A 14,252-nucleotide genomic window follows, 5' to 3' on the forward strand; every position below is an offset into this window, starting at 1 on the left:
CCTCCCGCGCGCAGGCACTGGCGCATTCCGCGGCCGAGGACGCCAGAGCCCGCCACGAGCAGGCCGAGAAGCAACGACAAGAACAGGAGCGGGAACAGGAGCGGGAGCAAGAGCGGGACCGTGCGAGCCGAGCTGACGCGGGTGACGCAGCTGGCTCGGGCGAGCCCGAACCTGCTCGGCCGAAACCTGTTCCAGCTGGACCGCCGCCGATACCGGTGTCGGAGAACCCGGAGTTGAACCGTTTCGATGTTCACCCGCTTGCCAGTGGCCGCTTCCAGATGGGCGGCAACGTCGACCGACTCCTGGCCGAGAAGCTGCTCACCGCACTGTCGGCGTTGACCGCGCCGCAGCCCGGCCCCGGTGGTGAACGCGATCTACGTGGGCCGTCGAAGCGGCGGGCCGATGCACTCGATCGGATCCTCGACCGGCACCTGAGCGGTGGTGGCCGCGGATCGGCGGGCGGGTCGCGGGCATCGGTGCACCTGATCGTCCCGCTGCGTGACCTGCTCGCCGACCGCGGACACACGCAACCGAACAGCGCAACAACGGGTTCGACGGCATCCGGTACCGGCGGCCACTCACAAACAAGCGATACCGAGGGCGGTCCCGATCGTGGCAACGGTCGTCGCGTCAGCGGGAGCGGCGCGGGTGCCGGCGACAGTTCACGAACGAGCGATACCGACACGGGTCCCGATCGTGGTGCCGGTCGTCGCGTCAGCGGGAACCGTACTGGTGCCGGCGACGACTCAAGGGCCGGCAATACCGACGCGGGTCCCGATCGTGGAACCGGTCGTCGCGTCAGCGGGAACCTTGCTGGCATCGGTGACAGTTCACGGACCGGTGATGCTGGCGGCGGTCCCCACGTCAGCGAAAGCAGTGCTGGTGCCGACGACAGTTCACGGACCGGCGATGCCGACACGGGTCCCGACGATGCTGATGGCGGTCACGACGTCGGGAGCGGTGCCGGCGACGGTTCACGGACCGGTGATCCCCGCGGCGATCGCGTCGGTCCCAGCACTGCCGCCGGTGACCATTGCGGGCAGAAGTCTGCACCCGAGCGCGGTGATGCCGACTGGCCTTTCCACTTCGACTGGACCGGGCCGATGAGCCGCACTTTCGCCGAACTTCTCACCTGCGACGCCGACCTCACCCCGGTCATCGTCGACCACCACGGCGTCCCGCTCGCCCTGGGCCGCAGCACCAGACTTGCCAGCGACGACCAACGCATCGCCCTGACCATCCGCGATCGGTGCTGCGTGATGTGTGGCCGCCCCGCACAGTGGTGCCAGGCCCACCACGTGAAGTTCTGGGAACACGGCGGCCGCACCGACCTGAACAACCTCGCGCTGGTCTGCGGAGAATGCCACCGCCTCGTCCACCACGGCGACTGGCAACTGCTCATGGGCGACGACGGACACCCCTACGCCATCCCACCCGAATCCATCGACCCCACACGACAACCCATCCCCAGCTACCACCGCCGAAAACGTCGCGCAGCCTGACAACACATCAGTCGCGCCACTCGGCCGCCCAAGCCATTCCCTCTCTCGAAGCCGTGCGCCAGCCGCGCGGCATTCGGCGCGGCTTCGGCGGGCTGGCCCCCTGCGCGCACGGTGCTGTCGATCAGCGCTTACGGGCCAGGCACCTCACGCATCAGCAGTTCTCCTGCGCGCCCGAGCTTTTCCGACTCGAAGTCGAGTACCGACCCTTCCACGGCCGCAGCAACCACCGCGATCGGAGAGGGCATCGGTGCACCCTTGACCTGCTTCACCGACGACCGGCTGGCTTTCAACACTCGGTAGGCATCCATGTGGACCAGGTCGTAGGCGGCACCAGCGGTGTACTGTCCGTCGCCTATCCGTCGCGCAGCGGTCGACGGCCGGTGTCCGAGGGAGCTACGAGACCGCGATAGTGCGTGGCGATCTCGCCCGGTGTGGTGAACCAGACGCCGTCGCTGTTGTCGAGCATGTGCTGCAGGGCGGACCGGAACCGGCGAAGTCGGTAAGGCTGTCCGGTGAGAAACGTGTGCAGAGAGATGGCGAGCACTACGGGTTGGTGCTCCGAATTCTCCTTCAGTTCGTCGAAACTGTCGATTATGTTGCGCTCGAACGTCGCTGCGGTCTGGTTATGGTGAACGAACACCGGAAGGTCGTTCACCTCGTGCGGGTACGGAACGCTGAGCAACGGGCCACCGCGGGTCCTCAGCCAGACCGGCTGATCATCGATGGGCCAGTCCAAGGTGTATTCGTAGCCACGTTCGGCGAGCAGGTCCTCGGTCACTCGGCTGGGGTTGGCGCCGGGGCTCATCCAACCCCGAGGCGGTGCTCCCTCTTGGCGCTCGATGGCGGTCGTCACCTCGTCGATCGAGCGTCGTTCGGCTTCCTCGTCTTGATCGTTCGGTTGCACGGCGTTCGTTCGTCCGTGCGCGACGACCTCCGCATCGAGGGCGCGGAAGGCGTCGACCAGCTGCGGAGCATGCTCGTACACCTCGGTATTGACGAGCAATGTCGGGCGAAAACCGCTCTGCTGCAACGTCTCCGCGATCCGGAACCCGCCCACCCGGTTGCCGTACTCGCGCCAACCCCAGTTGTAAGTGTTCGGCTGGTCCATCCCGGGTGTGTAGCCCAGCCCTGGCCCTCCGTCGTCGTACGGAAAGTGCTCGCAGTTGACTGCCACGTACACCGCGAGGCGCGCCCCACCCGGCCACTCGAACTGTGGGCGATCGCCGATGGGGGAGTAGTCGAAGCGACCATGAGAAGCGAGGGGCATGGCGACGGAATTGCCCATGGTCGATCACCGCAAACTGTGGTGCCAGCTTGTCTGCGGTCGCCGAGTCGGATCCACTGCTGCAGTCGGCTGAGGTGAACGCGTGGATTACCACGACTGCGCATGCGGCCCCACGAACAGCGACGGTCGAGATTGTCATCGGCCCTCTTTTGCCTGATTCGACGCAGCATTCGCGTGGCTACAGCAGGTCGAACCGACCTGATCGTAGAGCCGAGACAGTGGAAATGGTTTGGAAAGCGGTGCGCGCAGTCCAGTCGACTTTCCGATCAACCGGTGAGATCGAGACCGACTGCTTCCCGAAGCAAACTTAAAGTCAGGCTGGACTGTTTGTTGATTTAGCGCTACTGTGCCAAGTGTGACTACCGACACAGGGCTCGACGACTCAGCGCCCACCGAGCGCCGAACGCAGGCCGAACGCACTGCGGGCACCCGGGCGAAGCTGCTCGACGCCGCGATCGATTGTCTGGTCGAACTGGGCTTCGCCAAGACCAGCACCCAGGAGATCGCGCGGCGTGCCGGTGTCTCGCGGGGAGCGCAGCTGCACCACTTCCCGACCAAGGAGTCCTTGCTGATCGCGGCCGTCGAGCACCTCGTCGATCGTCGTCTCTCGGAGATCCTCGAAGCCGAACCGGACCCCGAGCGAGGACCCGAGATCCTCGCCGACGCATTCTCCGGGCCCCTGTTCTACGCCGCGCTCGAGCTCTGGGTGGCTGCCCGTACCGACCCGGCGCTGCACGAGGCGATGATCCCCTTGGAGCGGCGCGTCGCCGAGGCCATTCAGGGCGGTGCCCAGATCGTCATGGGTAGCCGGATGTCCCCCGAATCCATCGAGCTCAGTGTCGAACTCGCCCGCGGACTGGCCGTCTCGGCGCTGTTCCGCACTCCCGAAGCCGACGCGCAACTGCGCGGGCGGCTCCTTCCCGTCTGGTCCGAAAAGGTGATGGATTCGTGAACGCAACTCTCCCCGAACAGCTCGACGTGCTGGTGGTCGGAGCCGGCTTCGCAGGCCTGGCCGCGGTGGCGAAGATCCTCGCCGCCGACCCGACTGCCGACGTGACCGTCATCGAGCGCGCGTCCGACGTGGGTGGGACGTGGCGAGACAACACCTACCCGGGGTGTGCATGCGACGTGCCGACCTCGCTGTACTCGTTCTCGTTCGCCCCGAGCCCCAAGTGGAGTCACACCTTCGCGCGTCAGCCCGAATTGTTCGACTACCTGCGTTCGGTGGTGGATCGTCTGGACCTGAACGATCGCATCGTCACGAACTGTGAGTTGCAGTCCGCGACCTGGGACGAGGTGAACAAGCGTTGGTCGGTGCAGACGTCGCAGGGTTCGGCGAGCGCGCGTGTTCTGGTTGCCGCCACCGGCGCGTTGTCCACTCCGAAGATCCCGGACGTCCCCGGCATCGACACGTTCTCGGGCACCGTGTTCCATTCTGCGACCTGGAATCACGAGCACGACCTCACCGGCGAGCGGGTCGCCGTGATCGGCACCGGGGCGTCTGCGGTGCAGTTCGTCCCCGAGATAGTCGACCGGGCCGAGCGGCTCACCGTCTTCCAGCGCACCCCCGCGTGGGTGATTCCGCGCCTGGACCGCACCATCGGCCGGCTCGAGCGCACGCTGTACGAGCGAATCCCTCTGGCGCACCGCGCGGTTCGCGGTGTCATCTACGGCTACCGCGAGGCCTACGTGACCGTGCTGGCGGACAACCCGTGGCTGCTGCCCGCGGTGAAGGTGTTCGCGAAATCGAATCTGAAGCGCCAGGTCAAGAACCCGGTGAAACGTGCGGCGCTGACTCCCGACTACGCGCCCGGCTGCAAAAGGCTTCTGCTGTCCAATGATTGGCTGCCGACACTGGACCGGCCGGACGTCGATCTCGTCACGTCGGGGCTGACGTCGGTGACCGAGAACGGCGTCGTCGACGCCTCGGGCCGCAACCACGAGGTGGACACCATCATCTTCGCGACGGGGTTCACCCCCACCGAGCCGCCGGTGTCGCATCTGCTGCGCGGCAACGACGGTCGGACGCTCGCGGAGCACTGGGGCGGTAGCCCGCAGGCGCATCTCGGCACCACCGTCGCCGGCTTCCCGAACCTGTTCCTGATGTACGGCCCCAACACCAACCTCGGGCACAGTTCCATCGTCTACATGCTCGAGTCGCAGGCCAACTACGTGGTGTCCGCGCTGCACGCGATGAAGGATCGCAGGATCGCGGCCGTGGAGGTCAACGAATCCGCTCAGCGGCAACACAATTCGTGGGTCGATTCCGCGCTCGACGGCACCGTGTGGAATGCCGGCGGGTGCTCGAGCTGGTACCTCGACGCCAACGGCCGCAATTCCACGATGTGGCCCACCTACACATTCCGGTTCCGCAACAAGACGCGCGAGTTCGACGTGCCGAATTATCGGCTCGTCTCCGACGCTCTCGACTCAGACAACGAGGTGGTATCCGCATGAGCGACTACGACGTATTGATCATCGGCTCCGGTTTCGGCGGCAGCGTTGCCGCGTTGCGGGCGGTCGAGAAGGGGTACCGGGTGGCGGTACTCGAGTCCGGTCGACGGTTCGAGGACGACGAGCTGCCGAAGACGAGCTGGCGGCTGCGCAAGTATCTGTGGGCTCCGGCATTGGGTTGCTATGGGGTGCAACGTATCCACCTGCTGCCCGATGTGCTCGTGATGGCGGGAGCGGGCGTCGGCGGAGGTTCGCTGAACTACGCGAACACGCTGTATCAACCCCCGGCGAAGTTCTTCGAGGACCCGCAGTGGGGTTCGATCACCGATTGGCAGCGCGAGCTGAATCCGTACTACGACCAGGCCCGGCGGATGCTCGGCGTCGAGACCAACCCGACCATCACCGCCTCGGACAAGGTGATGAAAGAGGTGGCCGAGGACATGGGGGTGGGGGACACGTTCACCTCGACCCCGGTGGGCGTCTACTTCGGAGATCGCGGCCGCACCGCGCCCGACCCGTTCTTCGGCGGTGCCGGGCCCGAGCGCACCGGCTGCACCGAATGCGGAGCGTGCATGACCGGCTGCCGCGTCGGCGCGAAGAACACCCTCGTCAAGAACTACCTGTACCTCGCCGAACACGCAGGCGCGCATGTTCTTCCGTTGACCACCGTCGTGGACGTGCGGCCGAACGGCGCGGGCTACGACGTGGTGACGCGTCGGACCGGTGGCAAGCTGCGTCGCAAGGAGAAGACGATCACCGCCGATCAGGTGATCTTTTCGGCCGGCACCTACGGCACCCAGAAGCTGATGCTCGCGGCCAAGGAGAAGGGCTCGCTCCCGCGGTTGTCGGACAAGATCGGCTCGCTGGTGCGCACCAACTCCGAGGCTGTGCTCGCCGCGACCGCTCGCGGCCGTGAGGTCGACTACCACGAGGGCGTGGCCATCACGTCGTCGTTCCACCCGGACGATCACACGCACATCGAACCGGTGCGATACGGCAAGGGCAGCAACGCAATCGGCCTACTGCAGACCGTGCTCAGCGACGGCGGCGGCAAGATGCCGCGCGTACTCAAGACGCTCGGCGTCGCACTCCGTCACCCCGGCGCTGCGGTACGGAGCCTGTCGGTGCATCGTTGGTCGGAGCGAACCGTCATCGCGTTGGTGATGCAGACCGACGACAACTCGCTCGAGCTCGGATCCAAGAAGGGGCCGTTCGGGCGTCGCCTCACCAGCAGGCCCGGCGCGGGTGATCCACCGCCGCAGTGGATTCCGCAGGGGCACGAGGCAATTCGTCTGCTCGCGGACAAGATCGGCGGTGACCCGGGCGGGTCGATCGCCGAGATCGTCAACATTCCGATGACCGCGCACTTCCTCGGTGGCTGCGCGATCGGCGACTCGCCGCAGACCGGCGTGATCGACGGTTACCAGCGCGTCTACGGCTACGAGGGGCTGCACGTGCTCGACGGTTCGGCCGTCAGCGCCAACCTCGGCGTCAATCCGTCCCTGACGATCACCGCCCAGGCCGAGCGAGCAATGGCGTTGTGGCCCAACAAGGGTGAGCCCGACCGGCGACCCGCGGTGGGCTCTGGCTATCAGGAGATCGCACCCACTCAGCCCGTGCAGCCGGTGGTGCCGGTGTCGGCACCGGGCGCCCTGCGGCTTCCACTGACCGTCGTGGGGAGGGATTCCTGATGTGGAGTGTCACCGAATCCGATACCGATCGCACCGACTGGCCGGTCAGTCCGGCAGCGCCGTGGCCGGCGAACGTGCGAGCCACGATCTGGTGGCATCGGGCCCGCTCGTCGGATTTCGCGCCGAGCGGTGCCAAGACGCTGCCGATCACGATGTGCATGGTCGTCGACTACACCACGTCGCCGGTCGGTCCGTACCGCGAGATCCTGGCGAGCCCGGCGCTGCGCCGGGATGTCGGACGCGTGCCTCGCATGGCGGTGCCGTTCATCGCCGTCGATTCCGCGACGTCGGTGCACGGCGGCCGGACCAACTGGCACCTGCCCAAGGTGCTGGCCGAGTTCGAGGGTGACGTGCTGGGCGAGGCCGGGGCGAGCGGCGACGAATGGTCGGTGCGGACGACGTCCCGCGCCGTGGGACCGCAGTTCCCGATGCTCGGCTCCGTCGGTTTCGCGCAGCCGGTGGCCGGCGGCTCGGCCATCGCCACCGCGAGCCTGAAGGGCAAAGCCAGGTTGGCCCGCGTCGAGGTGGACGCGAAGGGCCCGACGCTGAGTCGCTGGATGCCGTCGGGCACGTATTTCGGCTTGCAGATCGTGACCGGTTCGATGCGGACGGGTGAAGCGCGCCTGGTCGGGTAGCCGCAGGCCACTTTTCTTGACTTAGTCCAGATTAGGGGCATACTGGAGTGCATGCAGCTCACCGAACGCGTCGACCCCGCAGCGCAGTTGCGCTCGGTCGGTCTCCGCGTCACCGGACCCCGGGTTGCAGTTCTGAATGCGGTCACAGCCCGACCGCATTCAGACGCCGACGACATCGCCGCCGCCGTCCGGGAGGACGGTGGTTCGGTGTCGACCCAGGCCGTGTACGACGTGCTCAGGGCCTGCGTCGATGCAGGTTTGCTCCGTCGCATCGAACCTGCCGGTTCGGCCGCGCTGTACGAGAGCCGGACGGCGGACAACCACCACCACCTCGTGTGCCGAGAGTGTCATGTGGTTGCCGATGTCGACTGCGTCGTCGGAGCGGCGCCGTGTCTCGTCCCCGAGAACACCCACGGATTTGTCGTCGACGAAGCCGAGATCGTCTTCTGGGGTTTGTGCGGCGACTGCACGAGGCATTCCGTCTGATACTGCGGTCCAGCGTACGGCCGCTCGGTTTCACAGATCTATTGAAGAGCAGCCCTCTCCGAACTCGATTCAGCCCTACAGGAGGCTTCGTATGACCAAGCCGATCACCAACAAACCGACCACCAGCAACTCGGGAATTCCCGTCCCCAGCGACGATCAGTCGCTGACCGCCGGAACGCAGGGACCGATCCTTCTCCACGACCACTACCTCATCGAGAAGATGGCGCAGTTCAACCGCGAGCGGGTCCCGGAGCGCGTCGTGCACGCCAAGGGCGCAGGCGCATTCGGCGAACTCGAGATCACCGGAGACATCAGCAAATACACCAAGGCGAAGGCATTGCAGCCCGGTGCCAAGACCGAGATGCTGGCGCGCTTCTCCACTGTCGCCGGCGAGCAGGGCAGCCCCGACACCTGGCGTGACCCGCGCGGATTCTCGCTGAAGTTCTACACAGAAGAAGGCAACTGGGACCTGGTCGGCAACAACACCCCGATCTTCTTCGTCAAGGACCCGATCAAGTTCCAGGACTTCATCCGTAGCCAGAAGCGCATGCCCGACTCCGGTCTGCGCGACAACAACATGCAGTGGGACTTCTGGACCCTCTCGCCCGAGTCGGCGCACCAGGTGACGTGGCTCATGGGCGACCGGGGTATCCCCAAGTCGTTCCGCCACATGGACGGGTTCGGTTCGCACACGTACCAGCTCATCGCCGAGGACGGCACCAAGACCTGGGTCAAGTTCCACTTCAAGACCGACCAGGGCATCGACTACCTGACGCAGGACAAGGCGGACGAGGTTGCGGGTACGTCCCCCGACCACCACCGTCAGGACCTCTTCGGATCCATCAAGAACGGCGACTTCCCCAGCTGGACCCTCAAGGTGCAGCTCATGCCGTACGACGAGGCCGAGAACTACAAGTACAACCCGTTCGACCTCACCAAGGTCTGGTCGCAGAAGGACTACCCGTTGATCGAGGTCGGCAAGATGACCTTGAACCGCAACCCGGAGAACTTCTTCGCGCAGATCGAGCAGAGCTCGTTCGAGCCGTCCAACACCGTGCCCGGCATCGGCTTCAGCCCCGACAAGATGCTGCTCGGCCGCGTCTTCTCCTACGCCGACGCGCACCGATACCGCATCGGAGCCAACTACGCGCAGCTGCCGGTCAACGCCCCGAAGTCCGAGGTCAACTCGTACTCCAAGGACGGCAACATGCGGTACTCGTTCAACTCCCCGGAGACGCCCGTCTACGCGCCGAACTCGTTCGGCGGCCCGTCGGCGGACACGAACAAGTACGGCGACGACGGAGCATGGGACTTCGAGCCCCGCTTCGTGCGCACCGGGTACATCGAGCACCCCGAGGACGGCGACTTCGTGCAAGCGGGAGCCCTGGTCCGTGAGGTCATGGACGACGCGCAGCGCGAGCGCCTCGTCGGGAACATCGTGGGGCACGTCCTCAACGGCGTCAGCGAGCCCGTTCTGAGCCGCGTGTTCGAGTACTGGACCAACGTCGATCCCGAACTCGGCAAGAAGGTCGAGGAAGGCGTTCGGTCGCAGCAGAACGAGACCGCACCGACCACGGGTGCAGGCGCAATCGACGATCCTGCCGACGAAGCAGCCAAGGTCTGATGTTGGGATCGGCGTCACAGCGGATGTGACGTCGATCCGGAACAACGGGGGTCGACCTGCCGTTGTCTAGTACAGACGGAAGAACAATAATGGTGTGCGATGCATACCGTCGTCCAACGGCAGGGAGGCCACATCATGACGAACCCCATCACCAGCACCCTCGACGCAGGCCAGCAGAAGATTGCCGGCGACGCGCTTCAGGGAACCGTGGTCGATCTCATCGACCTTTCGCTCATCGCCAAGCAGGCGCACTGGAACGTGATCGGCAAGAACTTCCGGTCGGTGCACCTCGAGCTCGACGAGCTGGTCACGGCCGCACGTGAATTCACCGACCAGGCCGCCGAGCGCGCCACCGCTATCGGCGTCAGCCCCGACGGGCGCGCAGCCACCGTCTCCTCGACGGCAGGAACCAAGGGCTTCGGTGCCGGATGGACCAAGGACAGCGAAGTCGTCCCAGCGGTCGTCGACAACCTCGCCGCGGTCGTGGAGCGTCTTCGCGGACGCATCGCCGACACCGGCGAAGCCGATCCGGTGACCCAGGACCTGCTCATCGGCATCACTGCTCGTCTCGAGCAGCTGCACTGGATGTGGCAGGCCCAGGCCAGCTGACGTTTTCCCACCCGACAGGCCCCTCGCGCACAGCGGGGGGCCTGTTGTTTGCCTGCACCACCCCCGGGTATCCGAAAACCATGCCTGTTTTGAAGCCGACGGTCGACGCAGTTCTGCTCGACATCGACGGCACCCTCGTCGATTCCAACTACGTGCACGTCGACGCGTGGTCGCGCGCGTTTCGTGAGGCCGGTGGTTCCGTTGCTTCCTGGCGTGTTCACCGCTGCATCGGGATGGACGGGTCGAAACTGCTCGAGACGCTCGTCGGGTCCTCGGACAGCGCGCTTGCCCACGAAACGAAGAAGCTGCACGGCGAGTACTACGCTGCTGCGTCGGCGGATCTCGAAGTGCTGCCGGGTGCCCGTGAACTGTTGGCGGACTTGAACTCTCTCGGCATCACCGTGGTGCTTGCAACCTCGGCTCCGGAGAGCGAGCTGTCGACGTTGCGCGACCTGCTCGATGTCGAGGACTCCGTTGCCGTGGTGACGAGCGGCGAGGACGCCGACGTAGCCAAGCCGGAGCCCGACATCGTCGCGGTTGCACTCGAACGGGCCGGCGTCGAGGCATCCAAGGCGGTGATGGTCGGCGACAGCGTCTGGGACATCGAGTCGGCCGGTCGCGCGGGTGTACGAGCCGTCGGTGTACTGAGCGGTGGTATCTCGCGCGGAGAATTGCTCGACGCGGGGGCGGTAGCGGTGTTCGACGACCCCGCCGATCTGCTCGCCAACATCGAGGACAGTCCCTTCTACTCCGATGAAAAGGCAAGTGCTTGAGCGAGTTCCGCAAGCCGCACCCCAGGGTCGACGGTTATGTCCCCATCGAGAGCTACGGTGCCATCGGTGACGGCCGCACTGTGGCGATGATCGCCGACGACGGCCGGATCGATTGGTTTCCGGTTCCGAACCTCGATTCGCCGCCGCCGTTCGCAGCGTTGCTCGACGCTGGGAACGGTGGATACATTCAGCTGACGCCGCTGGAGGAGTTCACCGTCCAGCGTGAATTCGTCCCCGGGACGAATGTGCTGAGCACGACGTTCCGTACCGACACCGGTACCGTTCGAGTCACCGACTCGTTGAACACCGGTGTCGCCGGGCGTCTTCCGTGGGTGGAGTTGGCCCGTCGCGTCGAGGGTCTCGACGGCACCGTCGAGTTGTCGTGGTCCGTGGCACCGGGCACCATGCTCGGCATCGCGTCGCCGTGGGCGTACGACACCGAGCACGGCACCGTGTTGCGGGTCGACGGATTGACCCTGGCCGTGCGGACTCTGGGAATCGAGGAGGTGCATGTCGCGGACCGCGACATCGGTGGTGTCTTCACCTCCCACCCGGATTCTCGGCATGTGCTGGGCGTCGTGGGCACGGAGAACGAGCCGCTGCCCCTGCCCGATCCGCAGCACCTCGACGAGGGGATCGACCGCACGATCGCCAACTGGCGCGTGTGGTCCGACGAGTTCTCGTATCAGGGACCGTGGGCGGAGCATGTGGCGCGGAGCGCGCTGGCTCTGAAGTTGTTGCTGCACAGCCCCTCCGGTGCCATCGCCGCCGCTGCCACCACCTCTCTGCCCGAGAACAGGACCGGTGGCAAGAACTGGGACTACCGCTACGCGTGGGTGCGCGACGCGGCGTACACCATCCGTGCGCTGCAACGGTTCGGCCTTCGCGAGGAGATCCATGCTGCAGTGGCGTGGCTGCTGAAAGTGATCCGAGTCAACGATCCGTTGGTGAACGTCTTCTACACCCTCGGTGGTGAACTACCCGGTGGCACGGAACAACCCGACGTTCCCGGCTGGCGAGGCATCGGGCCGGTGGTCAACGGCAACGCTGCCGCGGATCAGCTGCAGCTGATGATCTTCGGTGACCTGTTCTCGATCATCCGCCAGTACGTCGACGCGGGGAACATTCTGGACGCGCAGACGGGGCGCCTGCTGGCCGCCATCGCCGACGAGGCCTGCGATTCGTGGCAGCGCAAGGACGCGGGGATCTGGGAGCTCGAGGACGAACAGCACTACACCAGCTCCAAGCTCGGTTGCTGGCAGGCGCTGGACTGCGCCGTGCACCTGGCAGAAGCAGGCGAGATCCCGGGGATACCGGATCGATGGAAGGCCGAGAAGGAACGCATCCGGCTCTACATCGAGACCGAGTGTTGGTCGGACGAGCGGCAGGCCTACCTCGCGTACCCGGGTGCCGACGGTCTCGATGCGTCGGTACTGCTCGCGGCCGAGATGGATTTCGATCGGGGAGAACGTCTTTCGTCCACCATCGATGCGCTCGTCGAAGAACTCGGTGCCGGTCCGTTGATGTACCGCTACAGCGGGGTCTCGAAGGAAGAGGTGACCTTCGTGGCCTGCGCGTTCTGGCGAGTATCGGCGCTGTCCTGCGTCGGCCGAGACGACGAAGCCGCAGCTCTGATGGACCAACTGGTGGAGCTGTCCAACGACGTCGGTTTGTACAGCGAAATGATCGATGCTTCGGATGGATCGTTTCTGGGTAACTTCCCACAGGGCTTGAGCCACCTGGCCCTGGTGAATGCGGCGCTGACCATTGCGCGCTCGCACGACGCCACAGCCTGACCGCACTCTCATACACAAGGTGGAATTCGATGGATTTGGGAATCAACGGTAGGACAGCACTGGTCACCGGAGCAGACTCCGGTATCGGCTGGCACACCGCGAAAATGCTGCTGGCCGAGGGGGTTCGCGTCGTGATCAGCGACAAGGATCAGACCTTTCTCGACGAGGCCGCAGCGAAACTCGGCGCAGCGGAGGGGCAGTTGTTCGCGTTCGCCGCGGACGTGACCGACACCGACGCGGTCGAGAACCTGGCAGCACGGACGCAGCAGGCAGTGGGCGACATCGACATTCTCGTCCAGTCCTCGGGAGTGACCGGAGCGCAGGGGCTGTTCCACGAGATCGACGAGGAGGGGTGGCGTTCCACCCTCGACATCGACCTGATGGGACCGGTCCGGCTACTGCGAGCATTTCTGCCCGCACTCCGCCGCGGTGGCTGGGGACGCATCGTGTTGCTGACCTCCGAGGACGCCGTGCAGCCGTACGACGACGAATTGCCCTATTGCGCAGCCAAAGCCGGCGTGCTGGCCCTCGCCAAGGGGCTCTCGCGCAGCTATGCGTCCGAGGGACTGCTGGTCAACGCAGTCTCTCCCGCGTTCATTCACACCCCGATGACCGACGCGATGATGGACAAGCGCGCCGAGGAGAAGGGAACCGACCGCGACGGTGCCATCGAGAGCTTCCTCGACGAGGAGCGTCCGTACATGGAGCTCGGACGCCGAGGCGAACCCGAGGAAGTCGCCTCGGTGATCACGTTCCTGTGTTCGGATCGCGCGTCCTTCGTCAACGGATCGAACTACCGAGTCGACGCCGGTTCCGTCGCAACAATTTAGGAGAACAGCATGACCAATTTCGGATACACGTTGATGACCGAGCAGAGCGGCCCGAAGGAGCTGGTGAAGTACGCCGTCGGAGCCGAGAAGGTCGGCTTCGACTTCGAGGTCGCCAGCGACCACTACTCGCCGTGGCTCTCGTCGATGGGTCACTCGCCCTACGCATGGACGACGCTGGGTGCGGTGGCTCAGGCCACCGAACGCGTCGAGTTGATGACATACGTGACGTGCCCGATCATCCGGTACCACCCGGCCGTCGTCGCGCAGAAGGCCGCCACGCTGCAAATTCTGGCCGACGGACGCTTCACCCTCGGCCTCGGCAGCGGTGAGAACCTGAACGAGCACGTCGTCGGCGAGGGCTGGCCGTCCATCGACAAGCGGCAGGACATGTTCGTCGAGGCGCTCGAGATCATCAGGGCATTGCACGCCGGTGGCTTGGTCACCTACGACGGCAAGCACTTTCGCGTCGACTCCGCCCGGATCTGGGACCTGCCCGAGGGCGGCGTGCCCATCGGCATCGCAGCCGGTGGCGAGAAGGCCGTCGCGCGGTTCGCCGAGTACGGCGAC

At 65.6% G+C, this 14,252-nt stretch carries 14 protein-coding genes; 12 read left to right on the plus strand and 2 right to left on the minus strand.

What is annotated here, in order from left to right; all coding sequences use genetic code 11:
- Positions 1-1,502, plus strand: a 1,502-nt coding sequence (locus A2J02_RS27905) for an HNH endonuclease signature motif containing protein (protein WP_231911497.1), incomplete at its 5' end; no start/stop codon positions are given.
- Between the two features lie 128 nt (positions 1,503-1,630).
- Here the strand turns inward: A2J02_RS27905 and A2J02_RS22870 are convergent.
- Complete coding sequence (locus tag A2J02_RS22870) at positions 1,631-1,810, minus strand: hypothetical protein (RefSeq protein WP_068054031.1); 180 nt, start codon at positions 1,808-1,810, stop codon at positions 1,631-1,633.
- Positions 1,811-1,854: 44 nt separating this feature from the next.
- Positions 1,855-2,787, minus strand: a complete 933-nt coding sequence (locus tag A2J02_RS22875) for a polysaccharide deacetylase family protein (RefSeq protein WP_231893977.1) — start codon at positions 2,785-2,787, stop codon at positions 1,855-1,857.
- Between the two features lie 346 nt (positions 2,788-3,133).
- Between A2J02_RS22875 and A2J02_RS22880 the strand changes: the two genes are divergently transcribed.
- The 11 genes from A2J02_RS22880 to A2J02_RS22930 all read left to right on the plus strand — a co-directional run.
- Complete coding sequence (locus tag A2J02_RS22880) at positions 3,134-3,739, plus strand: TetR/AcrR family transcriptional regulator (RefSeq protein ID WP_442971503.1); 606 nt, start codon at positions 3,134-3,136, stop codon at positions 3,737-3,739.
- Positions 3,736-5,244 carry a flavin-containing monooxygenase gene (locus A2J02_RS22885; RefSeq protein WP_068054035.1) on the plus strand — a complete coding sequence of 503 codons (1,509 nt, stop codon included), beginning with the start codon at positions 3,736-3,738 and terminating at the stop codon, positions 5,242-5,244. Before A2J02_RS22880 ends, A2J02_RS22885 begins: the two co-directional genes overlap by 4 nt.
- On the plus strand, positions 5,241-6,932 hold the full coding sequence (locus tag A2J02_RS22890) for a GMC oxidoreductase (RefSeq protein ID WP_068054039.1): 1,692 nt from the start codon (positions 5,241-5,243) through the stop codon (positions 6,930-6,932). The genes A2J02_RS22885 and A2J02_RS22890 overlap by 4 nt, the downstream gene beginning before the upstream one ends.
- Positions 6,932-7,567 carry an acetoacetate decarboxylase family protein gene (locus tag A2J02_RS22895; RefSeq protein ID WP_068054040.1) on the plus strand — a complete coding sequence of 212 codons (636 nt, stop codon included), beginning with the start codon at positions 6,932-6,934 and terminating at the stop codon, positions 7,565-7,567. Before A2J02_RS22890 ends, A2J02_RS22895 begins: the two co-directional genes overlap by 1 nt.
- Positions 7,568-7,618: 51 nt before the next feature.
- Positions 7,619-8,053 carry a Fur family transcriptional regulator gene (locus tag A2J02_RS22900; RefSeq protein ID WP_068054043.1) on the plus strand — a complete coding sequence of 145 codons (435 nt, stop codon included), beginning with the start codon at positions 7,619-7,621 and terminating at the stop codon, positions 8,051-8,053.
- 91 nt (positions 8,054-8,144) lie between these two features.
- Positions 8,145-9,677, plus strand: coding sequence for a catalase (locus tag A2J02_RS22905; protein WP_373454859.1), 1,533 nt, complete (start codon positions 8,145-8,147; stop codon positions 9,675-9,677).
- A gap of 135 nt (positions 9,678-9,812) precedes the next feature.
- A complete protein-coding gene (locus A2J02_RS22910; protein WP_068054046.1) occupies positions 9,813-10,286 on the plus strand; it encodes a Dps family protein in 474 nt (157 codons plus the stop codon).
- An 80-nt stretch (positions 10,287-10,366) separates the two neighbouring features.
- Positions 10,367-11,059, plus strand: a complete 693-nt coding sequence (locus A2J02_RS22915; protein WP_068054053.1) for an HAD family hydrolase — start codon at positions 10,367-10,369, stop codon at positions 11,057-11,059.
- Complete coding sequence (locus tag A2J02_RS22920) at positions 11,056-12,855, plus strand: glycoside hydrolase family 15 protein (RefSeq protein WP_068054056.1); 1,800 nt, start codon at positions 11,056-11,058, stop codon at positions 12,853-12,855. Before A2J02_RS22915 ends, A2J02_RS22920 begins: the two co-directional genes overlap by 4 nt.
- A gap of 29 nt (positions 12,856-12,884) precedes the next feature.
- Complete coding sequence (locus tag A2J02_RS22925; RefSeq protein WP_068054060.1) at positions 12,885-13,685, plus strand: SDR family NAD(P)-dependent oxidoreductase; 801 nt, start codon at positions 12,885-12,887, stop codon at positions 13,683-13,685.
- A 9-nt stretch (positions 13,686-13,694) separates the two neighbouring features.
- Positions 13,695-14,252, plus strand: a 558-nt coding sequence (locus tag A2J02_RS22930) for a TIGR03557 family F420-dependent LLM class oxidoreductase (RefSeq protein WP_156516350.1), incomplete at its 3' end; no start/stop codon positions are given.

The sequence above is a fragment of the Rhodococcus sp. EPR-147 genome (assembly GCF_001647185.1).
GTDB lineage: Bacteria > Actinomycetota > Actinomycetes > Mycobacteriales > Mycobacteriaceae > Rhodococcoides.